Below are 21,647 nucleotides of genomic sequence, written 5' to 3' on the forward strand. Positions count from 1 at the left end.
CCTGCCTGAAGTCACCAGAGCGGTTGAGGTTTCGGTAGCTGGAGGGGCCGCTCGGTCTGCCGGGGAGCTTCGGATTTCTGGATGAGCTCCCCCTGGCCCGGAACTTTCTTTTTCATTTCCTGCGGTGCGGGTTCCGGGATTTTCGTCTGCGACTGCATTTTCGGTTTGTGCTGGGCGGTGGTTTGCGGGATCGCGCGCTGGAGCTTGGTCAACACCGAGGGCGATGCGGGCGCCAACCGGTTGAGGTTGCGCATGAAAATGGCGCTGGACCTCGGCACCTGGTTCATGCCCCCGTAGAACATGATCTGCCGCGAGGACAAATGCGTGTGGTAGTACTGCTGGGTGTAGGTTTCGTTCGGCTGGAACAGGGCGCCCTTCACCGACACCCCGGCGAACGCACCTTTGCTCCGCGAGTACGAATACACCTCGCCCTGGAAGGCGATGTCCGTTCCCGCCTCGGCGTAGCGGCCGACGGGTCCTACTGACACCGCGAGGTCGCCGCCCAGCGTGAATTTGTTGTCCAACAACGCGTTGACGCCGCGCTCGCTCATCACCAGCAGGACCAGGTCCACCGCCTGCGCGCCGAACTGGAAGCCGAAACTGCCGCCATAGGTGCTGATGAAGGCCGGCGGACCCCAGCGGCCCGTTTTGGCGTCGCGTACCGCCACCACGCCGGTGCCGTAGCGCGCGCCGACAAAGAAGCCGCCCTTCACCATGGTGGGCATGATGACGATGGCTTTGGCCTTCGCCATCAGATTGGACGGGATTCCTTCGTCCGGAGCCGATATAATCTCTTCCAGCACAAACTGGGAATCCTGCAGGATCTGCTGTTGTGCGGAGAGTCCGGCCTGCGCCCCGGTGACCAGCAGGCCCGACAGGGTGACGATCGCCGTCAAAGCGGCAACAAGGGATTTCATGGTGCGGTCTCCAAATAAAAGCGGAATGGTAAACGGCCCGGCCCAGCCGGGCGGCGCTGCCCGAAAAAACCAAGAAATTACTTTAGGTTTTATGATTTAAGTGAATTTATTATATTTAATAAACGACAAAAAATCAACAATTTAAAACAATATCATTTTTTAAAAAACCCCCTCTTGCCTGAGGGCTCCTGACCTGAATCATGACGTTTCCCCCCATGCGTGACTATTTCGACCGCGAGGGCGTGCTGTCCACGCGGTTTCCCGGCTTCGAGTTCCGCTCCCAGCAGCTGGAGATGGCCGAGGCTGTGGAGTCGGCCCTGTCGGACAGCGGCCACCTGCTGGTCGAAGCAGGTACCGGCACGGGCAAGAGCCTCGCCTACCTGGTGCCCGCCATCCAGTGGGCGGTGGCCAACGAGAAACGCGTCGTCATCTCCACCTACACGAAGACGTTGCAGGAGCAGATCCTGAACCACGACATTCCCATCCTGCAGGAGCAGTTGGGTCTCCAGTTCCGTTACGCGCTGTGCCTGGGCAACGAAAACTACCTTTCGCTTCGCCGCATGAAACGCGCCGGGCAGGCGGGGCTGTTCAACAACGTGGACGAGGAGGAACAACTGACCAACATCTTCGGCTGGGCGCGCCAGACGAAGACCGGTTTCAAAAGCGACCTGCCGTTCGAGCCGTCGCCTGCGGTGTGGGAGGAAGTGGGGCGGCAGAAGGATTTGTGTCTCGGCAAAAACTGCGAGACCTACGACTCGTGTTTCTACTTCAAGGAACGGCGGCGCTGGTTCGGCGCGCACCTGCTCATCGTCAACCACCACCTGTTCTTCGCCAACGTCGCCAACAACGGCGCCGTGCTGCCGCGCTTCGACGCGGTGATCTTCGACGAGGCGCAGAACCTGGAAGAAGCGGCGACGTCGTTCCTCGGCCTCGAGATGTCGAACTCGGGCCTCATTTATTTTCTCGACCGCTTTTATAATCCGCGCACCAAACGCGGCTCGCTGACGCGCATCCGCGACGAGTGGACGCTGGAGATCAAGCAGCAGGTGGCGCGGGTGCGGGTGGCGGTGGAGGGATTCTTCACCAACGTGCTCGACCAGTACGGACGCAGTGACCGCACGCTGCGCTTCTACCAGCCGCCGGCTCTGAACAACAGCATCTACATTCCACTGCAGAACCTGTACGAGGCGGTGAAGTCGCTGGCCTCCCGCCTCGACAATGAAGAAGAATACCTGGAGATGCACGCCGCGGCGGTGCGCTTCTTTGAAGTGAACAATTCCCTCTCTGCCCTGCTGAACCAGAACATGAAGGAGTACGTTTACTGGCTGGAGGTGGTGAACAAGAAACGTTTCGTGCGCGCCACCCTGCGCGGCGTGCCGATCCACATCGACGGCGAACTGCGCGAGCAGGTGTTCGGCAAGACCGACCGCATCGTGATGACCTCGGCGACACTCACCACCAACCGCACGTTCAATTACGTGAAGGAGCGGCTGGGATGCGACCCCGGCGACGAACGCATTCTGGACTCGCCATTCGACTACGCAACGCAGGCGTTGTTGTATCTGCCGAAGGACCTGCCCGATCCCGGCGGCGACACCGACAAGTACGTGCAGGCCATCGCCGCAAGGTGCATGGAGCTGATCCACGCCACAGGCGGCAAGACGTTCGTGCTGTTCACCAGCTATGACACGCTGAACCGCGTGCACCGCATCCTCGATCCCCAGCTTCAGAAATACCAGCTGCTCAAACAGGGCGAGCTCTCGCCGACACGCATGATTCAACGTTTTAAAGAATCGCCGTCGGTGATCTTCGGCACCAGCTCGTTCTGGCAGGGGGTGGACATTCCCGGCGATGCGCTGTCCAGCGTCATCATCACCAAGCTTCCGTTCGACGTGCCGACCGAACCGCTGGTGGAAGCCCGCATCGAGGATTTGAAGAAGCGGTCGATCAATCCCTTCCGCCATTACCAGATCCCGCGCGCCATCATTCAGTTGCGCCAGGGGTTCGGGCGGCTCATCCGTAAAGCCACCGACCGCGGCGTGGTGAGCATCCTCGATGCGCGCATGAGCAGTCGCGGTTACGGCAAGCAATTCCTCGCCTCCCTGCCGCCCTGCCGGACGACGGGCAAGGTGGAAGACATTGCCCGCTTCCTCGAGCAAAGTCCCGCGCTGAAGACCGACCCGGTCGACCTTTCGGAAAATATTTAAACGGAAATTGAAATCAAGGGGGAGCGCGCGGCGGGATCAGGAAGCCTGCGCTTTTTCTTCCTTCGGTTCACTGCCGGAACCGGCGAGTTTCTTGAACCATTTGGACTCGCGCATCGGCTCCAGGAAGGGGTCCTTGGTGAGCATGAGCGACGACGGCAGGACGCCGTTGGCCTTGCACTTCTCCAGCCATTCGCGGCACCCCGACTCGTTGTTGAGTTGCGCCATGAGCCGTGCCATGTTGTAGGTGGCCGAACCCGGTTGCAGGTCTTCGGCCCGCTGCAGGTGACCCTTGGCCTCCGCCAGCAGAGGATGCGCATTGATGCCGCGTTTGTTCCGCGCCTGTTCCATCAGGATGGCGGCCATGACGTTGCGCGCCGGGGCGGACTGGTCATGATCTTCCAGCACCGTCTGTACGTGGTTGAGTCCTTCTTCCAGCGCGTCCGCGGCCTTGTCCGCATTCATGGTCCGTGTCTTGTTCAGCAGGCAGTTCGCCAGGCCCACCAGCGCGTCCGGATGGTTCGGTTGCTGTTCGAGAGCGGCCTTCAGTTTCTCCTCCGCCTCCTCGAACACCCACGCATCCGGATCGACGCGATTGAGCCCCATTTCCAGCAGGGCCTGCCCCCAGATCAGGGTTCCCTGAAAATGACCGGGCTTGAGTTCCAACGCGGTCTTGCATTTTTCCATGGCGTCGCGCAGGTCGCTTTCGGCATCCGCTTCATTCTTGAGCCGTCCCTTGTGCAGGAACACCGTTCCCACCTGTGCCAGCGCGTCGGCGTTTTTGGGTTGCAGTTTGAGCACCGCTTCAAAGAACTCGATGGCGCGGTTATACAGCTTGCCCGCATCCGGACCTTTTGCGTGTTGCGCCAGCTCGACGTGGATGCGTCCCAGGCGCAGGTACGCGTCGACGTTTTGCGGATTCAGCTTGACCGCGGTCTGGAATTTTTCCGAAGCGAGCTGATAGAGTTTTGCCGAGTCGTTGCCGTCCTTGCGCTGGGCCATGTAAAACAGCGCCAACCCCCAGCGAAAATGCACGCGGGGCAGATCGGGCTTCAGCCGCGCCGTGGTCTTGTATTGATCCAGCGCCAGTTCGAAAAAGTCGTTGGCCTTGATGTCGTTTCGTGCCGACGCCCGCTCGAACAGCGCGTCCGCCCAGCCGAAGTGGGCTTCCGGCATCTCCGGTTTCACCTGGCAGGCGTACTGGAATTTCTCGCAGGCCAACGCCAGCATGCGGTCGGCTTCCTCCCCTTTCTTCGAGCGGGAGAACACCAGCAGGGAATGGCCCATTGGCAACAACGCATCCAGCCGGTTGGGCTGGTACTTGAGGCCGATTTTCAGTTTTTCCGCAGCCTGCCCATAGAGACGCAACGCCTCCGCACCCTTTTTCTTTCGCGCCTGGGCGTAAAGCGCCAGGCCGCAACCGAAAGCCGCTTCCACATTTTCCGGATCCAGTTCAAGCAGGGTCTGGTACTGATCAATGGCTTCGCCGAAAAACTGGTCCGCTTCTCCATTGCCCGATTGCGCGGCCAGGTCCACCAGCGCATTGCCAAGTTGCAGGCGCGCCGGCAGAAAATCCGGATTGAGGTCGAGGGTCTGCTTGAACTTGTCCGCCGCCTGGCCAAGCAGGGATTTGGATTCCTCTCCCGGGACCTGATGCCCCTGCTGGGCAAGCAGTTTGCCCAGTTTGAACACGATCTCCGATCCATCCGGTTGCAGGTTCAGGGCCTGCTCGTAGTTTTCGCGGGCCTTTTCGCGCATGGCCGCGGCGCTTTCATCCCCACCCTGCGCCTTGTAATACGCATCGTCGCCTTCCTTGAGGTAGGCCCAGATAAGGAGGTCCCCCAACTGCGGGTTCGGCGTTTTATCGTACTGCGCCCGTTGCGCAATGATTTCCTGTGCGGCCCCCTTGACGAGTCCCGCCTGCGCCGCCTGCAGGGCGCTCAACAGGGCAGGCTCGTTGAGCACGTCCATGTCCAGCTCGCCTTCCACCAGGTCGCCCCATTCCCCGCCCTCGTAATCCTTGATCGCCAGCTTGATCTGCTGCAGGGCGATGTCCACCACGTGCATCTCCTCCACCATGCCCGGCGCCGGAAAATAGGCGATCTTGCGCAGGACATCACCCAGGTGGCTGAACGGGAAGGCGATCAACTCCGGCACTTCCACCTGCAACTCCTGCATCATGAGAATCAGAAACGCATCCGCATCCTTGGCATTGGTGTATTCCACTTCCTTGCCCTTGGTGAGGATTTTTTCGTGAACGGAACGGGAGGGCGAAATGTTTTTGGGAAGCACCCACAGGAGGCCGTTTTTGAACTGCTCCACTTTCGTGAGTTGCTGGAAGACGGGATCGTCGTCCCGGTCGTCGTAGCCCACGACAAACCACGGGCCGAACTCGTTGGCGGCGGCATAAACGGGAGCGAGGTCGCCGGGGGTCCCTCCGGGAATTTGCCCGTTCAGATGAAAAATGGCCGTGCCCGCCACTTTCGCCGGGTCCAGAGCCGTTGTGGCGGAGCAGTCGTACACCGCAGGGAACACGTTCACCAGGGAACAGGCGCGCTGCAAAAGGGGAAGCGGAGTAGTGGTGAGGACACGCCGGATGTAACCGTCCCGCATCAAAAGGGCAATGCAGATGTATGCCCAGTTGATGCTGGCCTGCTCCAGCATGGCACTGCGCAGGCTCATTTTCTGGCTGGGCGAAAGCCGGTCGAGGCATTCGTCCGGGCTTTTACCTTCCCCCTGCGCGGCATCGGGAAACCGTTCCTGAATCAGTTTCACCACCGCATCGCCTCTGGGAATGCCGGACCGGAAGGTACAACCTTCACCGATGAGCAGGGTGCCGCCGCGCTCGTCGCCTTCGCCCGCTTTGAGCTGCGGGACGTATTCCTTGATGGCCTGGTAAAGGTTCATGTGATCCGAAACGAACGTTTATTTCAATTGCAATTCCTGGCCCTGAGTCCGGCTTTGCGGTTTAAACCGGCTGTAAGCCACGTACCCCGCAAACACCACCGAACCGATTGCGGTGACAACGATAAAAATTTCCAGCAGGTTGACCACCGCCATGGCGAACAGAAAATATATGAAATCGCGGTTGGCGATCTGGTCCACCAGGCTTTCCGTCTCTTCCACCGGCGCGTCCGACGACCCGGTGGTGCGCTGACTGAAAATGTCCGACTGCAGCAGCAGAAAGCAGGTCAGCGACCCCGCCACAGCGACCACGCCCATGTAACTGTACGCCGCATTGCCCGTCATCCGGTACAACCCAAGGCCGATGCCCAGAAACACCGCGAAGTGAACCACGTTGTCCGCGACGATGTCCAGCATTCCGCCAAAGGGCGATTGCTGAAAACGCAACCGCGCGATCTCTCCATCCGTGCTGTCCAGCCACGCCGACAGCATCAACAACACCGCACCGGTCAACTGGTTGCCGTATCCGCCGAGATAAAAATACCAGCCGGAGATCAGGCCCAGCACCAGATGCGCCCAGGTGATCTGGTTCGGCGTCACCGGTGTCCGGATGAACAGCCGGGTCAGATGGCGCGACATGTGCCGCGTGACCAGACGGTCCATCGGGCTGTCATTGCTCATGCCGCCCAGCTTCAACAGTTGTTCGTGCAGGCGGTGGAAATCGTCTTTTGTCTGTACCCAGCGGTTGTGGTCCCCCGCCACCAGCCGCACGGTATCAAGATTCTGGGGTCCCGGCACGCGGCCGATCTTCCTCGTCTCCGCCAGGCTGAATTCGTTCAGGCACGCCGCCAGCGCCTCCGGGGCGGTGTCCTTCGGGACTTCATACACCTGGGTGCGGGCCAGCAGATCGGTGTCGCTGGGCTCCTTCAACACTCCGGCCAGGTCCGTATGCCAGTGCAGCGCGGAACCGTTCACCACCAGCCGACAGGCATTCTCGTTCAAGCGGTCGGCCAGCCGCGCCGGATCCGATTCCCACTCAACCGGAATCCGCAGGCGGGAGTCTTCCGTGAGCGGGATCATGCGCCCCTTCTGACCTCCCAGAAGGCCGCGGTGGTACACCGTCACCGATTGCACCCCGGCTTTCTGCAAGTGCAACAGATTCAACAGCAAAAATGGCACACCGACGATTTTGCGCGCATACCAGCCGGAAAGCTCAGCCGTATCGGGAGGGTCGGTTAAAAACAAAACCGCTGTATTATCAAGCTCCTGAGAACCCGTATCGGGGGATTCCTTGGTTGAAAATTCCACGCAGCCCAGAACCATCCAAATGGTCGTTTCAGTCGAAAAATCGCCGGGAAAACTGGTTCAAGCATAGCAAGAAGTATAGAAATTTCAAGAGGGTAACGCATAATTGCCCTATTTTTTGAGATCAAGGGCCTCCCCCGGAATCAATTCCGGTGGCACAATGAAAGCGAGGGGCTTTCGCGCCATCCGGTCTGAAGCTTGTCCCAATTTTGGAAAAGTTAGGAGTTCCTAAAAAGTATAAAAGCCCAAAATCGGGATGGGCCGCCGGGTTGCACGGCATTGACCTTGGGACCGGAACGGGTTCCAATAGCGTTTCATTCCGTTACTCTTACTTAAATGAGGAGAGTTATGGAGGCGATTTACGGAATTCTGTCGGCACTCAATTTCGTTCCCTTTGGAGCGGAGTTGTGCCTGTTCGTCCTGCTCACCATTCCCGGTGTCCTGCTGATTCCCGGGGATCGCAGGTCGCCGGAAACCATCACCCGCGTCACGTTGTGGATGTTGAGCGCGGCGGTGCTGGGGGTGGGGCTGGTGAAGGTGGGATTGCAGATGGCGTTTGGCGAGGGCCTGCCCTTGTGGTTGCTCGTGACGAACACGGGGATCGCGGTGGTGGTGCTGGCGTTCAGTTTTTTCCGCACAGCGCTGCAGGTGTTCCTCGCTTTGTGTGTGGCGTTCGTCCTGCACCTGGTTGCCGTGTCCCTGTTCACCCACGTCACCGTCACCCGCACCCTTGCGGCAACGTACAAGTCAACGCCCTCTGCCGCCGGTCCGGGTGCGGAATACGGACGCCACTACGTCGAACTGCACCTGAAAGACGCGCCGGGTTATTTTTTCTACATGTATTCGGAGCCGCTCACCCGTCACCTCGCGCATTCGGGTAAAATGGAAGTGCCGCTGGAAGTGCAACTGCGCTACCACTGGGGCCTGTTGGCGGGACACTCGTTGCAAACGGTGGACGGCCGCGAATGGAAAACCGAAGGGCAGGGCGGGTTCGGCGTGCACGGAACCGCGCCCACGCCTTACCCGTTCGACACGGAATACTATGGACTCGGCGATTGATTCTTCATTCACCGGATCGGGAGACGGCATGACAGAACTGGTCACCATTGCCCGCTACTCGATGCCCTACGAGGCGCACCTGGCGAAGGCGCGGCTGGAGGCGGAGGGCATTCCCGTGTTCATCGCCGACGAACACCTGCTCAGCATCAACTGGCTGTACACGCCGGCGGTGGGCGGCATCAAGGTGCAGGTGCCGGAAGACTGGGTGGACGCGGCGAAGGACATCCTCACCACCGACCACCAGGACGAGATCGCGGAGATCGATACCGAACCGCCGCTCACCTGCCCCCGTTGCGGCGGGACCCATGCGACCATGGTGCTGGGCGATCCGCTGATGCTCCTTTTAACGTTCGCCCTTCTGGGCGCACCGCTGTTTTTCCTCCGCGAAACCATGAAATGCCACACCTGCGGTACGACCTTCAAACGGCCGAAACAGCCCACGCCTACGGAATAAAATAATTTATTCAGCCACAGATTGACACAGATCAAAAAAGAGATGCCTTGTCACTGGCATCTGTGTTCATCGGTGTTTATCTGTGGTAAAAATTTTTAAGTCGTGTACTCGGCGTTGATGCGGACGTAGTCGTAGGACAGGTCGCAGGTGTAGGTTTCGGCCGACGCCCTGCCCATGCCGAGGCCGATGTCGATCCTCAGGTCCTTCGCCTTCATCTGTTTGTGCAGCGCGGTCACGGACAGCCCCGCCACCGGCGCGCCGTTTTTCACCAGCGGCGTGCCGTTGAACGCGATGTCGATCTTCTCCGGTTTCACCCGCACGCCCGCGTAGCCGACGGCGGCGATGATGCGGCCCCAGTTCGGGTCCTCGCCGAACAGTGCCGTCTGCACCAGCTTGGAATCCGCCACGGCACGGCTCACGGTGAGCGCGTCTTTCTCCGTCTTCGCCCCTTTCACCGACACGGTCACGAACTTGGTCGCCCCTTCGCCGTCTTTCACGATGGCGAACGCCAGCGACTTGCACACTGCGGTCAACGCCTCAACAAAATCCCGAAACGCTTTCGTGCCTTTTTTGACCGGGGCGTTTCCCGCCTGCCCGTTTGCCAAAACCAGCACCATGTCGTTGGTGCTGGTGTCGCCATCGACGTTGATGCGGTTGAAGGTGTGTTCGTTGGCGATCTTGAGTGCGGCCTTGAGGTCGGTTTTGCCGATCCTCGCATCGGTGGCGACAAACGCCAGCATGGTCGCCATGTTGGGATGGATCATGCCCGATCCCTTGGCGATTCCGCCAACGGTGATGCCGTTGGACTCCACACAGGCGGTCTTGATGACGAGGTCGGTGGTGAGGATCGCCTGCGCCGCATCATTCCAGCCTTTCGGTGAAAGTTGCGCGGTCAGTTGCGGCAGGCCTTTCTTCAGCGGAGCCATCGGCAGTTTCACTCCGATCACACCGGTGGAAGCGACCAGCACTTCCTTATCCTCGACACCCAGTTGCTTTGCGGTGAGCGCCACCATGTCGCGGCAGGTTTGGTCACCGTCCGTTCCGGTGCAGGCGTTGGCGTTGCCGCTGTTGGCGACGATGGCGCGCACGCTTTTGGCGCTTTGGATGTGTTGTTGCGTCACCGTGACCGTGGGGCTGACCACGCGGTTGGTGGTGAACAGTCCGGCGGCGGTGGCGGGAGTGTCGGAGACGATCAGCGCGAGATCCGGCCTGCCGTTTTTCTTGATGCCGCAGGCCACGCCTCCGGCTTGAAAGCCCGGCACCGACAGAGTTTTTTTCGTTTTCAGTTTCATGTGTGTATCCAGGCAAAAGGACTGATTCGCAATATTTGGAAAAGAAAAACATGGATTCTTCGTCGCCGCCGGCTCCTCAGCATGACAGCGGGGGTGGCCCGCGGCAAACGAACGAGAGCCCATGGTTCGCCCACCGGACATCACTCTGTTGACTCCCGGCTCAGCCGGGTCATTCTGAGCGAAGCGAAGAAACTATGTGTCACTTCCAGGAATCCCTGCCAGGCACCCCTTGCCAGGTCAAGGACTGCGAAAAGTTTTCCAATAAGATCTTTATGGAAACAGGGGCGGTGTGTCGAGCCCCACGGTTTCTTCGAGGCCCAGCATCAGGTTCATGTTCTGCACCGCCTGGCTGGATGCGCCTTTCATCAGGTTGTCGATGGCGCTGGTGATGATGGCGCGACGGTTCCGCGTGTCCACCTGCACGCCGATGTCGCAGAAGTTGGACCCGGCGACAAAATGCGTGTTGGCAAAACGGCCCGGAGGCAGAACACGCACGAAGGGTTCTTTCTCGTAGAACGCTTCGTAATGCTCGTGCAGACGGTCGCGGTCGATCTCCTGTTTCAGGTTCACGTACACCGTGGACAGCAGGCCGCGCGTCATGGGCATGAGGTGCGGCGAGAACGTGATGGTGACGTCCCGCGCGGCGAGGCGGCTGATCTCCTGCTCGATCTCCGGCGCGTGGCGGTGCTCGGCGAGTCCGTAGGCGGAGACGCCTTCATTCGCTTCACAGAACTGGGTGGTCTGGCTCAACTTCCGCCCGGCGCCGGAGACGCCGGACTTGCAGTCGGCAACGATGGAATCCGCATCGCCCCATCCGGTCTGGATCAGCGGTGCGGCAGCGAGGATGACGCCCGTCGGGTAACAGCCGGGGTTGGCGACGAGCCGCGCGGAGCCGATGGAAGACCGGTGCAACTCGGGCAGGCCGTACACCGATTCTTTCAGCAGTTCGGGATTCTGGTGTTCCGTTTTGTACCATTCGCCGTACACCTGGCTGTCGTGCAGGCGGTAGTCGGCGCTCAAGTCCACAATGCGGCACCCGCCCTGCAACAATTCCGGCACGTGCGCCATCGACGCGGTGTGCGGCAGGGCGAGGAACAGGATGTCGCAGTCCCTGCCGATCGAGGCATCCAGCGGCACCAGCGTGTGGTCGAGGTAACCGGCGAGCGAGGGCGCAACTTCGGCGATGTTCCTGCCGACGTGGGATTCGGCGGTCAGGGATACGATGCGCACACTGGGGTGACGCACCAGCAGGCGAAGCAGTTCGATGCCGGTGTACCCCGTGGCCCCTGCGATGCTGACTCGGTTCATAACGGGATCACAAAAAAAATGGAAGGTTCGGGGACCGAACCTTCCACATGATAATTCAGGAAACGTGCGGAAAGAAAGTCCGCAAAAGAGTTTTTAGCGCTTGGAGAACTGAAAACGTTTGCGGGCGCCACGACGGCCGTATTTTTTACGCTCAACCTCGCGGGGGTCGCGGGTGAGGAAGCCGGCTTTTTTGAGAGGGAGGCGCAGTTCGGGATCGGATCCCAGGAGCGCTTTCGAAACCGCAAGCCGCAGGGCACCGGCCTGGCCGGACAAACCGCCGCCCAGTACCGTCGCCCGGATGTCGAAGTTGCCGAGCGTCTCGGTGAGAACCAGCGGCTGGCGCACGATCATCTCCGCCGTCGGCCGACCGAAGTAGGCGTCGAGATTCTTGTTGTTGACCGTGATCTGGCCTTCACCCGGAGTGATCCACACTTTGGCGATGGATTCTTTTCGCCGTCCGGTTGCGTAATATCGATCTTCCATTCAAAAAACTCCCAATCGCTCTAAAGCGTCACCGCTTCCGGTTTCTGGCCTTCATGCGGATGATTGTCGTTGTCGTAAATCCGGTAATTGTTTTTCAGGGTCCGTCCCAGCCGGTTCTTCGGAAGCATGCCGTTGATGGCGTTCTTCAGCAATTCCTTCGGCTGTTTCTCCATCACCTGCCGTGCCGTTGCCGACTTGATGCCGCCGGGCCAACCGGTGTGATGGTAATAAATCTTGTCTTCCCATTTGCGGCCGGTGAGTTTCACCTTGGCGGCGTTGATGACGATGACGTTGTCGCCGGTGTCCACATGGGGGGTGAAAATGGGTTTGGTTTTACCCCGGACGATGGCCGCCACTTTGCTGGCCACGCGGCCGAGCGGCTGGTCCGCGGCATCCACCACGACCCACTTTTTTTCCACATCGCTTTGTTTCGCGGAAAACGTTTTCATTTCAATAACCTGGAGATTTCTTCTGGATATGTAAACGGGTTATACTAGATAACTCCGGTCCCGGTGTCAACAGGAAAGCGAAAGGTTTTGAAAAATAATCGCTTCCGGGCCCGATCCGGGCTTCCCTTTGGAAACGGTTTGCGGTATTTTAGCGTTTCCTTAAGACTGGCTGGAAATCGGCGTTGCCGGTGGAGAACCCCAAGTTTACCATTTTTTCGCGATCATGCAGAATTCAAATCTAAAAAATTTGCAAAACGACCCCACAAATCCAGAAGCCCCTGCGCAGGTTGAAAACGACCGCGCCCGGCTGGACACGGCCATTTCCCGCTCGTGCGAACACCATTTCTCCACGCAATACCCGGAAGGGTACTGGGTGGAAGAGCTGGAGTCGAACGTCACCATCACCGCCGAATACGTGTTCCTGATGCACTTCCTCGGCCTGAACCAGCCTGAGAGAAAAGAACGCATCAAAAACTACCTGCTGGCGCAACAGCAGGAGCACGGCGGCTGGACGCTGTACTACGGCGGACCGCCGGACATCGGCACCACGGTGGAAGCGTACACCGCGCTCAAGATGTGCGGCCTTCCTCTGGATGCGCCCGAAATGGCGAAAGCGCGGCAGTGCATTTTCGGTCTGGGCGGGGTGAGGAAGGCACGGGTGTTCACCAAAATCTTCCTCGCCATGCTGGGGCAGATCGACTGGAAATGGACCCCCGCCACGCCGGTGGAAGCGGTCCTGTTGCCGACGTGGTTTTACTTCAACATCTACGAGATGTCGAGCTGGTCGCGCGGCACGGTGGTGCCGCTTTCCGTCGTGTGCTCGCTGAAACCGGTGTGGCCCCTGCCGACGGAACAATCCGTCCCGGAAATCTTCACCGGGGCCGACCGCGACATGGGCGTGAAGAACCGCAACCCGGGGCTCAACTGGTCTTCGGCGTTCATGCTGGCCGACCGTGTGCTGAAACTGCTGGGCAAATCCTCGTGGAAACCGTTCCGCAAAATCGCCATGCGCCGCGCCGAGAAATGGATCCTCAAACACCAGGAACCGGAAGGCGATTTCAGCGGCATCCAGCCCGCCATGTTCAACTCGGTCCTCGCGCTGAACCTGATGGGCTACCCGATGGACCACCCGGCGATCGTCAAAGGCATGGAAAGCATCGACCGCTTCTTCATCCGGCAGGGTGAGCAGGAATGGATGCAGGCCTGCGTCTCGCCTTTGTGGGACACGGCGATCTCCTGCAACGCCTTGATGGACGCGGGCGTGCCGGGCGATGATCCGCGCATCGTGAAAGCGGTGGAATGGATGGTGAAAAAACAGGTGACACGCGGCGGCGACTGGCAGATCAAGAATCCGCACACACCGCCGGGCGGCTGGGCGTTCGAGTTTTACAACGAAGCCTACCCGGACACCGACGACACCGCCGAGATTCTGATGTCGATTCACCGCACCGCCATCTCCGACACCGAGTGGAAAGAACGCGAGTTCCAGCGCGCGCTGACCTGGCTGATGAGCATGCAAAGCAGTAACGGTGGCTGGGGCGCGTTCGACCGCGACAACGATCACGAACTGTTCAATGAAATCCCGTTCGCCGACCACGGAGCCATGCTGGATCCACCCACGGTGGATGTGACCGGACGCATTTTGTGGATGCTCGGGCGCATCGGCCACGACCCCAAGGACCCGCGGGTGGAGCACGCACTCACGTTCATCCGCGACAGCCAGGAGCGGGAAGGGTGCTGGTTCGGCCGCTGGGGCGTGAACTACATCTACGGCACGTGGCTGGTTTTGATGGGGCTCAGTTCCATCGGCGAGGACATGCAGTCCTCGATGGTACGCAGGGCAGTGGACTGGTTGAATTCACGGCAGAACGCAGACGGCGGCTGGGGCGAGACCTGCTACAGCTACTCCGACTACGAGTATGCCGGCAAAGGCGACAGCACCAAGTCGCAGACCGCGTGGGCGCTGATGGCGCTGGTGGAAGCGGGAGAAGCGCAAAGCGAGGTGGTGCGCCGCGGTGTGGAGTACCTCATCACCACGCAACAGGATGACGGCTCGTGGTACGAGGACGAGTTCACCGGTACCGGATTCCCCGAACACTTCTATATCCGCTACCACATGTACCGGCAGTTTTTCCCGTTGATGGCGCTGGCGCGCTACCGCCATGTGCTCGATCACGGCACCGTACCTCAACGCCGGGCACCCGACGCAACCTGAAGTCCGGACTGAGTCCGGGACAACGGGCTGCTGCTTTCAAGAGGGCCCGGGGGACGACCTGCTGCAATACAAAAAACCACCCTGTCTTTGAAGACAGGGTGGTTTTGTTTTCCCGGGCAAACGGGGAAGCCGCTCATCCGGGCTGGAATTCCATTACCGAGGGCGAGTCAGTAATGGCGCAGAAGTTCTACCGCAAACCGGGTCCGGTTCAATTGTTCGGTGGCCGAGGCGATGACCTCGCCGCTTGCAATGTCCACCATGGATACATGAACGTCGATATTGGCGCCGATGTCACGGACCTTGCCATTGATGATGGCCTGTGCTTTCAACTCGTGACCGATTCGCTGAATTTCTTCCCTGGTATAGCGCACGGAGGGTTTGAGTTCCAGACGCTCCAGCGTGGCCAGCACCTCTCCCTTCTGCGATACGCGGAAGAAGCGGCCGCGGGTGATGGCTTCCACCACGCGCGACGCCATGTACTCGCCTAAAATGGGCACGCGATTGTCGTCATCTACCAGGTCGAGCACCACCACTTTATTGATCTCGTATTCCTGCACTCCGTGCGTGAGGTCGGTCACCAGGTTTTCCGATTTCTTTTTGTAATACTCGGAATCGGTATCCGGCGTGAAGACCGTTTCCCAGAACTGGGAAGGCGCCATCTTCACCTCACACGCGGACAGAAACACCAGGATGAGGACCATGCAAATGGCCTTCACGTGGATGGCGATGAAATCAAAACCCCAGTTTTTGATCCGCAAAAAAGTTTTGTTTAAATGCTCGATGCCGTTCATGGTCGTGCACCCCTCTCCTAGTTTGCTTGCTTAAATGACATCCAGATCCGCGTGCAGGGACCCCGCCGCCTTGATCGCCTGAAGTATTGAAATCAGGTCGCGCGGCGTCACGCCGATGGCGTTCAGCCCGTTGACCACCTGACCGAGGTCAATGCCCTCGGGCACGACTATCAGGCGGTCCTCATCCTGCCCTACGGCAATCCGGGTTCTTGGGAGGATCACCGTTTGTCCCTCAGATAAGGGTTCCGGCTGGGCAACAACGGGTTCCTCCGTGACCTGGACAAACAGGTTTCCGTGGGCCACGGCCACCCTCGATATCTTTACATTGTCCCCCATGACCACCGTGCCGGTTCTTTCGTCTATGATCACTCTCGCGACGGAATCCGGTTGGACATCCAGTACCTCGATTTGTGTCACGAATTCGGCGACATTGTTCCTGTAAAATTGAGGCACTTTGATATGAATGGTGCGACCATCCAGGTTCGTCGCGAACTCGTCTTTCAATACGGAATTTATTTTTTTTGCAATGCGGTCGCCGGTGGTGAAATCGGTTTGTTTGAGAGACAGGATGATGCTTTCCTTGGTATGGAACGTATTGGGCAGTTCTTTTTCCACCATCCCGCCACCGGTTATCCTGCCGACATTCAGATGATTCGCCTGCACTCCCTGCCCCTGACCCTGAACGGCAAAGCCGCCAATGGATACCGGGCCCTGCGCCACGGCGTAAGTGACGGAGTCCGGACCTTTCAAGGGAGTCATGAGCAAGGTCCCACCCTGAAGACTGCTCGAGTCACCAAGCGAGGAGACAGTCACGTCGATGCGGTCACCCTGATGTGCGAAGGGCGGCAGTTCGGCGGTCACCATGACGGTGGCGGCATTTTTGAACTGCAACTGGTTGACGCGGTCCTGTGGAACCGTCACGCCCAGCTTCTGCAGCATGTTGACCATCGTCTGGATTGAGAAGAACACGTTGGTGGCGCGGTCACCGGTGTTTGCCAAACCGATCACCAGCCCGAACCCGATCAATTGGTTGGCGCGCACTCCGTTCACATTCGCCAGTTCCTTGATGCGGATGGCGCTGGCGTTTTCCGTCAGCATCAAAAAGCACAAGAGAAACGCAAATACCTGAACCCACCTCAACTTACGAAACATCAATTTCTCTCCCATAAAATTTCCTTGTCGGCTCATCAGAACGGCCAGACGTATGCCAGGAACCGGGAAAGCCAGCCCGGATTCTGTTCTTCCGAGACCACACCTTTTCCTGAATAGGTGATAGATGCATTGGCAATGTTCTGCGACGAAATGGTGTTGTCGAAACCGATGTCCACACGGCGGATCAAACCTCCAAGAATCATGGTCTGGTCCTCGTCGTTCACCATCACTGTACGGCGTCCTTCGATTTTAAAAATTCCGTTGGGCAATACCTCGGTGATTATAGCCGCCATGGTGCCGGTCATGGTTCCCGCTCGAGTGGTGGTGCCCTCTCCATCATGCGACCGGCTGACGCTGGTGTTCAAATTCGGATTGAACGACTGGGTGCTCCCCAGAAAATTGGACACGCCCAGGTTTGTAGGCAGGCCCAGCACGCTCCCCGTTTCGATGTCTATGCTGGAATCGCGTGATGTGGCTGTCGTGGCTGAGTTTGTTGAAGTGAAATTTTCCTCCAACTCGATGGTCACCACATCACCGATCTGCTTTGCCTTGGTGTCCGCAAACAACAGGTTTTCAGACGTCTCCCCCGGCCAGAGGGACCCCTCCAAACGCTGATACGGGTCCTTCTTGACCTCAAAAATGGCATGCTTGAGGATCTCCTCAGCCGGGTCCGGTTTCTTTTCTTTCAACGCCGCACACCCACCCAGGCCCAATGCGGGAAGTGCCAGGGCCAGCAAAAAGATTCGTCCAAATGTGGAAAACGTTTTCATATTCATTCAAAAATCCACTGTGACCGTTTTGGAATTCTTTACGGTTCCGTAAACGGTTTTCTGGGTTTGGAGGTTTTTCACCCTTACGATGGCATCCTGGAAACCGTTTTCCTCGACCAGTCCCGGAGCGGTGATTCGCAGAGGGCCTTTCTCGGCAACCAGTAAAATTCGATCCCCGCGTTTGACGACAGGCACCCGGCGAATCATATAATTGGAAATCATGTCTCCTGATCCGAGATTACTCACCACTTCCTGGCCAATCACATCATCGACGTTTGTCATGACGTTATTCAAGATGGGATTGGCGGAAGCCACTTGAACCAGCTTCACATCCTCGCTGGAAATGACATCTCCCCTTCGCAAGTTTCTCGTCGCCTGAACCACATCGAACATAACCTCGACTTTGGCCAGCAGGGTGACGCGATGCTTGATCAAGTTATCGACACGGAAGGTGAGGTTGAAGGGAATGGTTCCCGTCCTGTTTTTATGTCCCGGGAGGCGGAAATCAAAATCCACCTCGCCTTCGGGCAGGGTTACATCCCCTCCCTTGTAAAAAATATCCATCCTCATTCGATCGGGGGCCCACGTCAATTGACGTGTTAGAAACTGGCGGGCCATTTCCTGAATGGCTTTTGCCTCGATCACCTGGGTGGGGGCCGCCCAGGCCGGGAGGCTCCAAATTCCCATAAGGAAGACCAACAGACCGGTTACCAGGAGCAGGTGGTTCTGGAATTTTTTTCTGAATTTGTTATTCATCGTAGCCCCCTATCAGCGTTTCAAATTGCTCGCAATCTGAAGCATCTCGTCTGCGGTTTGAACCGTCCGGGAGTTGACCTCGTAGGCTCGTTGCGCGGTGATCAGGTTCACCAGTTCCTCCACCACGCTCACATTGGACAATTCCAGAAAACCCTGCTTGATGGCGCCCCGGTTATCCAGCGCCGGCGTTCCGACGATGGGTGTTCCCGATGATCCGGTCTGCAAAAACAGGTTGTCGCCCAAAGCCTGAAGACCGGCCGGGTTCTGAAAAGTGGCGATCTGCAGGTTGCCGACAACCGAAGGCACCGGGGAATTGGGCTGGGTGACCGATACAACGCCGGAGGGGTCGATGGAGATGTTCAATGCGTTCTGCGGGATGGTGACGGCCGGTTGCAGGAGCAAGCCGTCCGACGTGACGATCTGTCCCGTCTGATTCAGTTTGAAAGTACCGGCACGGGTGTACGCGATGTTACCGGTGGGCGTCGTGATCTGGAAAAAACCATCGCCTTCGATGGCGATGTCCAGCGGGTTTTGAGTCTGGGCAAAATCCCCCTGCAAGAATATTTTTTGGACCGCGGCCGGTTTCACACCCAGCCCCAGTTGGATACCCGTCGGTACCTGGTTACCCGTGTTTGAAAGGGTTCCCTGCAATTTCAACGTCTGGTAAAGCAGGTCCTGAAAATCCGCCCGGCTTCTTTTAAAGCCTGAAGTATTCACGTTGGCCAGGTTGTTGGAAATCACGCTCACATTCAGGTCCTGGGCATTCATGCCTGTGGCGGCGGTGTATAACGATCGCATCATGGTGTTGTTCCTTTATCACTTGGGTTTCGGGACTCTACTTGGCCCACTCTATTCCCTTGTCTTTACGCCAGACGGGCTATGCTGTTCACCGATTGCTGGTCGGCCTCATCTATGGATTGGATGATCCGCTGGTACGCCTCGAACGTTCGAACGGTTTGAATCATTTTGGTCATTTCTTCAACGGCGTTGACATTGCTGTTCTCGATAAACCCTTGCTGAATGTTCGGTGCCTCAACAGGAATAGGCAATTGATTCGGGTCACTCATGGAATAGAGGTTATCCCCTTCCTTTTTCAGGAGCTCCGGGTTGTCAAAACGGACTACTTTCAATTGCCCCAGGTTTTGCGTTTCCTGACTGGACCTGGCGGAGACGGTACCCACCTTGTCCACACTGATCACCGGATTATCAAGTGGCAACAAAATATTCGTTTCACCAACGCCCTGAAGGACATTGCCATCCTTATCTACCAAGCGCCTTTGTTCATCCACCTGGAAACTTCCCGTTCGCGTGTAGCGGGGCCCCTCGGGCGTTTCAACCACGAAGAAACCCTCCTCCTGCATGGCAAGATCAAAAGGGTTGCCGGTGTTCACCAGAGTTCCCTGGCGAAAATCCGTGGTCTGGCCATCCACATCCACATAGCTCACGCCCATGTTGGATAATCCCGTGGGCAAAAGAGTATTTCGATTCCCCTCCAGGCTTTTGGGTCCCTGAAAGGGAGGCTCGATCTCCTTGAAAACGAGGTCGTCCTTTTTAAATCCGGGCGTGTTCAGATTCGCCATGTTGTTGCTGATGACTTCCAGCTTTCGATGTTGCTTCACCCCGGCTGAGGATGCTATATATAAACCTTCAAGCATTCTTGACTCCTTTTTATCCGATGCAGGGATTTGAGCAATATCGATGCCAAAGGGTAATTGTTTGTTTTATTGGTTCTAAAAAACTCATTAACCCTTTGGATGATTGAAGTTAGAACCCGGTCCCGTCGAGAAACAAGATGGGAAAAATCGGATGGGAGCGTTGGGTTTTTGGCAGAATTTTCCGGTCAGCCCGGTTGCCCCGTCAAATTTGCCGGGTTTGGAATCCTGAAAACAGCGAACAGAGTTTTTTAGTTCATTAAAGGAGGAGAAAACTCTTCATGGAACATATTAGCGTGGACAAACTGCACGATTTGTTGCCCAACATGGGGCCCGACGACTTGATTCTGGATGTGCGGACGGAAGAAGAATTCGAAGAAGCTCATATCAAAGGAGCTCGCAACCAAAACCACGAGGATGTGGAAGATATTGCCGATGAACTGAAAAAATACAAGAACGTGTACGTTCATTGCAAAATGGGGGGACGGGCGCAAAAGGCCGCGGAGACCCTGGAAGGCGCGGGTCTCACCAATATTATCTGTGTCAGCCAGGGTGGCATGCAGCGGTGGATGGATATGGGCTGGGAAGCGGAGTGAACTGAGGACGTTTAATTAAATTTTGTCTGCTGCCAATTTATTGGCTGATAAAAAAAACCGGGAATGGGGCGAACCCCATTCCCGGTTTGTATTTTTAGAATGCCCGTCAGTCAGTACTTCAGGGTATTCCAGGCCGTAATGGCTTTCTGGCCATTGCGTTCCTTGTTGGAACCGTTCCAGATGGCGATTGCCATCGGGATGCTGTTGCCAGTGAATTGAGCGTCATTGGCATCGTCGGTTTTCAAAGCGCGTTTGAAAACCACCGCCCAACGATCGTTCGACCAGTTGCCTTTACCATCCACGTCCTGGTTGGCCTGCGTGGTCAGCGTGCTGAAACCCTCGGCGTTGAGGTCTTCAACCGGAGACCGCCGCATGGATGCGTCGGACAGGATGTTGTGGGTAGCCCGGCCCGGGTTGTAAACACCTTCGTTTTTACCCATGCCAAAGTCCACAAAGGTGGAACGCTGAGCGATCTCACCAGCGCCGCCGGTGTGAACGCCACTTTTGCCGCGCTCGTCCTTGCTACCGGTCATATCCGGTTTCAAGGCACCTTTCAGCAACAGGTTTCCATCCGGCTCGTACATGTAGTAACCAGCGGAACCCATAGCCATGTTGGAATAATGATCTTCCATATCCTGCATGCCTTCGTTTCCGGCTCGTCCAGCGGCTTCTTTATCCCAAGTCGCTTTCCACTGCCAGATGTTGACACGCTCGCCATCCGCACCCATGGTGAAAGGAGGCTCACTGCCTGTCTTCACCGGGAACATCAGCGCGGCCTGGTCCTTGTACTGCTGGGACCGGACCATGATATCGTCGCGAACACCATCGCTCCACTGAAGGCGAACGGCGATTTCCTTGTCATTGCGTGCCGCCTTGACGTTCACCCACTTCGTAGCCGGGTTCGGCCACATCGGGTTGGTGATCATCTGCGGGTCCATATCGACAACCACGTGCCGGCCCTTGGTCGGTCCGTAGTTGGACCAAAAAGGATCGGTCGGATCTACCGGAATGGCCCGCTTGCCGACATTCAGGGCTTCGATGGTTGCCGCAGAAGACACCATCGCACCACCCAGAACGAATGCGGCAATCAATGCGAATACTACGCTTTTTTTCATTTTCACGGTTTTCCTCCTGTTAAGCAGTTTCCGGGTTTGAAAGCGCATCCCCTCCCGTTCCAAACCAGGTTCAAACCGCCTCCCGGAACAGGGCTTGTTGCCCTGTTCCGGAGCGGCAGATGATACCCGACTTAGAACGCACCAGGATGCTCTTCGGGCCGGACATAGAAAGGTTCTTCAACCGTGACACGGATGATCTCCTTACCCTTCCGGTTGAACCCGATG

19 protein-coding genes are annotated in these 21,647 nt (G+C 57.8%); 5 read left to right on the plus strand and 14 right to left on the minus strand.

Features of this window, described 5'->3' with window-relative positions:
- Positions 1-11 precede the first annotated feature (11 nt).
- Positions 12-917, minus strand: coding sequence for a lipid-binding SYLF domain-containing protein (locus ACTRXA_RS06095; RefSeq protein WP_442426318.1), 906 nt, complete (start codon positions 915-917; stop codon positions 12-14).
- A gap of 215 nt (positions 918-1,132) precedes the next feature.
- Here ACTRXA_RS06095 and ACTRXA_RS06100 point away from each other — a divergent pair, with 215 nt between their 5' ends.
- Complete coding sequence (locus ACTRXA_RS06100) at positions 1,133-3,124, plus strand: ATP-dependent DNA helicase (protein ID WP_442426319.1); 1,992 nt, start codon at positions 1,133-1,135, stop codon at positions 3,122-3,124.
- Positions 3,125-3,160: 36 nt separating this feature from the next.
- On the opposite strand, the gene ACTRXA_RS06105 is transcribed toward ACTRXA_RS06100, so the two are convergent.
- Complete coding sequence (locus ACTRXA_RS06105) at positions 3,161-6,028, minus strand: tetratricopeptide repeat protein (RefSeq protein ID WP_442426320.1); 2,868 nt, start codon at positions 6,026-6,028, stop codon at positions 3,161-3,163.
- 18 nt (positions 6,029-6,046) lie between these two features.
- The gene (locus ACTRXA_RS06110; RefSeq protein WP_442426321.1) at positions 6,047-7,348 is read right to left on the minus strand and encodes a CDP-alcohol phosphatidyltransferase family protein; all 1,302 of its coding nucleotides are present in this window, start codon (positions 7,346-7,348) and stop codon (positions 6,047-6,049) included.
- Between the two features lie 330 nt (positions 7,349-7,678).
- On the opposite strand from ACTRXA_RS06110, the gene ACTRXA_RS06115 reads away from it, so the two are divergent.
- Both ACTRXA_RS06115 and ACTRXA_RS06120 read left to right on the plus strand, forming a co-directional pair.
- Entirely contained in the window at positions 7,679-8,389 is a 711-nt protein-coding gene (locus ACTRXA_RS06115; RefSeq protein ID WP_442426322.1) for a hypothetical protein, read from the plus strand.
- Positions 8,373-8,843, plus strand: coding sequence for a putative signal transducing protein (locus ACTRXA_RS06120; protein ID WP_442426323.1), 471 nt, complete (start codon positions 8,373-8,375; stop codon positions 8,841-8,843). Before ACTRXA_RS06115 ends, ACTRXA_RS06120 begins: the two co-directional genes overlap by 17 nt.
- Before the next feature lie 95 nt (positions 8,844-8,938).
- On the opposite strand, the gene argJ is transcribed toward ACTRXA_RS06120, so the two are convergent.
- From argJ to rplM, 4 genes are all read right to left on the minus strand, one after another.
- Positions 8,939-10,135, minus strand: coding sequence for a bifunctional glutamate N-acetyltransferase/amino-acid acetyltransferase ArgJ (gene argJ, locus ACTRXA_RS06125; RefSeq protein ID WP_442426324.1), 1,197 nt, complete (start codon positions 10,133-10,135; stop codon positions 8,939-8,941).
- A gap of 270 nt (positions 10,136-10,405) precedes the next feature.
- The gene (argC, locus tag ACTRXA_RS06130; protein ID WP_442426325.1) at positions 10,406-11,443 is read right to left on the minus strand and encodes an N-acetyl-gamma-glutamyl-phosphate reductase; all 1,038 of its coding nucleotides are present in this window, start codon (positions 11,441-11,443) and stop codon (positions 10,406-10,408) included.
- Between the two features lie 93 nt (positions 11,444-11,536).
- Entirely contained in the window at positions 11,537-11,926 is a 390-nt protein-coding gene (rpsI, locus tag ACTRXA_RS06135) for a 30S ribosomal protein S9 (protein WP_005006763.1), read from the minus strand.
- Between the two features lie 20 nt (positions 11,927-11,946).
- The gene (gene rplM, locus ACTRXA_RS06140; RefSeq protein ID WP_442426326.1) at positions 11,947-12,375 is read right to left on the minus strand and encodes a 50S ribosomal protein L13; all 429 of its coding nucleotides are present in this window, start codon (positions 12,373-12,375) and stop codon (positions 11,947-11,949) included.
- Between the two features lie 247 nt (positions 12,376-12,622).
- Between rplM and shc the strand changes: the two genes are divergently transcribed.
- Complete coding sequence (gene shc / locus ACTRXA_RS06145; protein ID WP_442426327.1) at positions 12,623-14,590, plus strand: squalene--hopene cyclase; 1,968 nt, start codon at positions 12,623-12,625, stop codon at positions 14,588-14,590.
- Between the two features lie 167 nt (positions 14,591-14,757).
- Here shc and ACTRXA_RS06150 read toward each other — a convergent pair whose 3' ends face one another.
- The 6 genes from ACTRXA_RS06150 to flgF all read right to left on the minus strand — a co-directional run bounded on the left by ACTRXA_RS06150 (position 14,758) and on the right by flgF (position 19,714).
- Positions 14,758-15,381: a hypothetical protein gene (locus ACTRXA_RS06150; protein ID WP_442426328.1), complete on the minus strand. Its 624-nt coding sequence runs from the start codon at positions 15,379-15,381 to the stop codon at positions 14,758-14,760.
- Positions 15,382-15,411: 30 nt separating this feature from the next.
- Positions 15,412-16,533 (minus strand): flagellar basal body P-ring protein FlgI, encoded by a 1,122-nt coding sequence (locus ACTRXA_RS06155; protein ID WP_442426329.1) that lies wholly within the window; start codon positions 16,531-16,533, stop codon positions 15,412-15,414.
- Positions 16,534-16,568: 35 nt separating this feature from the next.
- Positions 16,569-17,309: a flagellar basal body L-ring protein FlgH gene (locus tag ACTRXA_RS06160; protein WP_442426330.1), complete on the minus strand. Its 741-nt coding sequence runs from the start codon at positions 17,307-17,309 to the stop codon at positions 16,569-16,571.
- The gene (gene flgA, locus ACTRXA_RS06165) at positions 17,310-18,059 is read right to left on the minus strand and encodes a flagellar basal body P-ring formation chaperone FlgA (protein ID WP_442426331.1); all 750 of its coding nucleotides are present in this window, start codon (positions 18,057-18,059) and stop codon (positions 17,310-17,312) included. It lies immediately after the preceding gene.
- 12 nt (positions 18,060-18,071) lie between these two features.
- Positions 18,072-18,860 (minus strand): flagellar basal-body rod protein FlgG, encoded by a 789-nt coding sequence (gene flgG, locus ACTRXA_RS06170; protein WP_005006775.1) that lies wholly within the window; start codon positions 18,858-18,860, stop codon positions 18,072-18,074.
- A 62-nt stretch (positions 18,861-18,922) separates the two neighbouring features.
- On the minus strand, positions 18,923-19,714 hold the full coding sequence (flgF, locus tag ACTRXA_RS06175; protein WP_442426332.1) for a flagellar basal-body rod protein FlgF: 792 nt from the start codon (positions 19,712-19,714) through the stop codon (positions 18,923-18,925).
- Positions 19,715-19,992: 278 nt separating this feature from the next.
- Here flgF and ACTRXA_RS06180 point away from each other — a divergent pair, with 278 nt between their 5' ends.
- Positions 19,993-20,307 (plus strand): rhodanese-like domain-containing protein, encoded by a 315-nt coding sequence (locus ACTRXA_RS06180; RefSeq protein WP_005006779.1) that lies wholly within the window; start codon positions 19,993-19,995, stop codon positions 20,305-20,307.
- Between the two features lie 110 nt (positions 20,308-20,417).
- Here the strand turns inward: ACTRXA_RS06180 and ACTRXA_RS06185 are convergent, their stop codons facing one another.
- Entirely contained in the window at positions 20,418-21,422 is a 1,005-nt protein-coding gene (locus ACTRXA_RS06185) for an ethylbenzene dehydrogenase-related protein (protein ID WP_442426333.1), read from the minus strand.
- Between the last annotated feature and the right edge of the window lie 225 nt (positions 21,423-21,647).

Origin of the sequence: Nitrospina sp. P1_D6, assembly GCF_052156615.1 — a bacterium.
In the GTDB taxonomy this organism is placed as follows: Bacteria; Nitrospinota; Nitrospinia; order Nitrospinales; family Nitrospinaceae; genus Nitrospina.

What these genes read in the sequence shown, in the direction of transcription:
- rplM (WP_442426326.1), bottom strand. Translation starts at nt 12,375, where the DNA reads ATGAAAACGTTTTCCGCGAAACAAAGCGATGTGGAAAAAAAGTGGGTC.
- ACTRXA_RS06120 (WP_442426323.1), top strand. Translation starts at nt 8,373, where the DNA reads ATGGACTCGGCGATTGATTCTTCATTCACCGGATCGGGAGACGGCATG.
- rpsI (WP_005006763.1), bottom strand. Translation starts at nt 11,926, where the DNA reads ATGGAAGATCGATATTACGCAACCGGACGGCGAAAAGAATCCATCGCC.
- argC (WP_442426325.1), bottom strand. Translation starts at nt 11,443, where the DNA reads ATGAACCGAGTCAGCATCGCAGGGGCCACGGGGTACACCGGCATCGAA.
- flgA (WP_442426331.1), bottom strand. Translation starts at nt 18,059, where the DNA reads ATGAATAACAAATTCAGAAAAAAATTCCAGAACCACCTGCTCCTGGTA.
- ACTRXA_RS06160 (WP_442426330.1), bottom strand. Translation starts at nt 17,309, where the DNA reads ATGAATATGAAAACGTTTTCCACATTTGGACGAATCTTTTTGCTGGCC.
- ACTRXA_RS06095 (WP_442426318.1), bottom strand. Translation starts at nt 917, where the DNA reads ATGAAATCCCTTGTTGCCGCTTTGACGGCGATCGTCACCCTGTCGGGC.
- ACTRXA_RS06150 (WP_442426328.1), bottom strand. Translation starts at nt 15,381, where the DNA reads ATGAACGGCATCGAGCATTTAAACAAAACTTTTTTGCGGATCAAAAAC.
- ACTRXA_RS06115 (WP_442426322.1), top strand. Translation starts at nt 7,679, where the DNA reads ATGGAGGCGATTTACGGAATTCTGTCGGCACTCAATTTCGTTCCCTTT.
- ACTRXA_RS06110 (WP_442426321.1), bottom strand. Translation starts at nt 7,348, where the DNA reads ATGGTTCTGGGCTGCGTGGAATTTTCAACCAAGGAATCCCCCGATACG.
- flgF (WP_442426332.1), bottom strand. Translation starts at nt 19,714, where the DNA reads ATGCTTGAAGGTTTATATATAGCATCCTCAGCCGGGGTGAAGCAACAT.
- ACTRXA_RS06180 (WP_005006779.1), top strand. Translation starts at nt 19,993, where the DNA reads ATGGAACATATTAGCGTGGACAAACTGCACGATTTGTTGCCCAACATG.
- argJ (WP_442426324.1), bottom strand. Translation starts at nt 10,135, where the DNA reads ATGAAACTGAAAACGAAAAAAACTCTGTCGGTGCCGGGCTTTCAAGCC.
- ACTRXA_RS06100 (WP_442426319.1), top strand. Translation starts at nt 1,133, where the DNA reads ATGCGTGACTATTTCGACCGCGAGGGCGTGCTGTCCACGCGGTTTCCC.
- ACTRXA_RS06155 (WP_442426329.1), bottom strand. Translation starts at nt 16,533, where the DNA reads ATGTTTCGTAAGTTGAGGTGGGTTCAGGTATTTGCGTTTCTCTTGTGC.
- ACTRXA_RS06185 (WP_442426333.1), bottom strand. Translation starts at nt 21,422, where the DNA reads ATGAAAAAAAGCGTAGTATTCGCATTGATTGCCGCATTCGTTCTGGGT.
- ACTRXA_RS06105 (WP_442426320.1), bottom strand. Translation starts at nt 6,028, where the DNA reads ATGAACCTTTACCAGGCCATCAAGGAATACGTCCCGCAGCTCAAAGCG.
- flgG (WP_005006775.1), bottom strand. Translation starts at nt 18,860, where the DNA reads ATGATGCGATCGTTATACACCGCCGCCACAGGCATGAATGCCCAGGAC.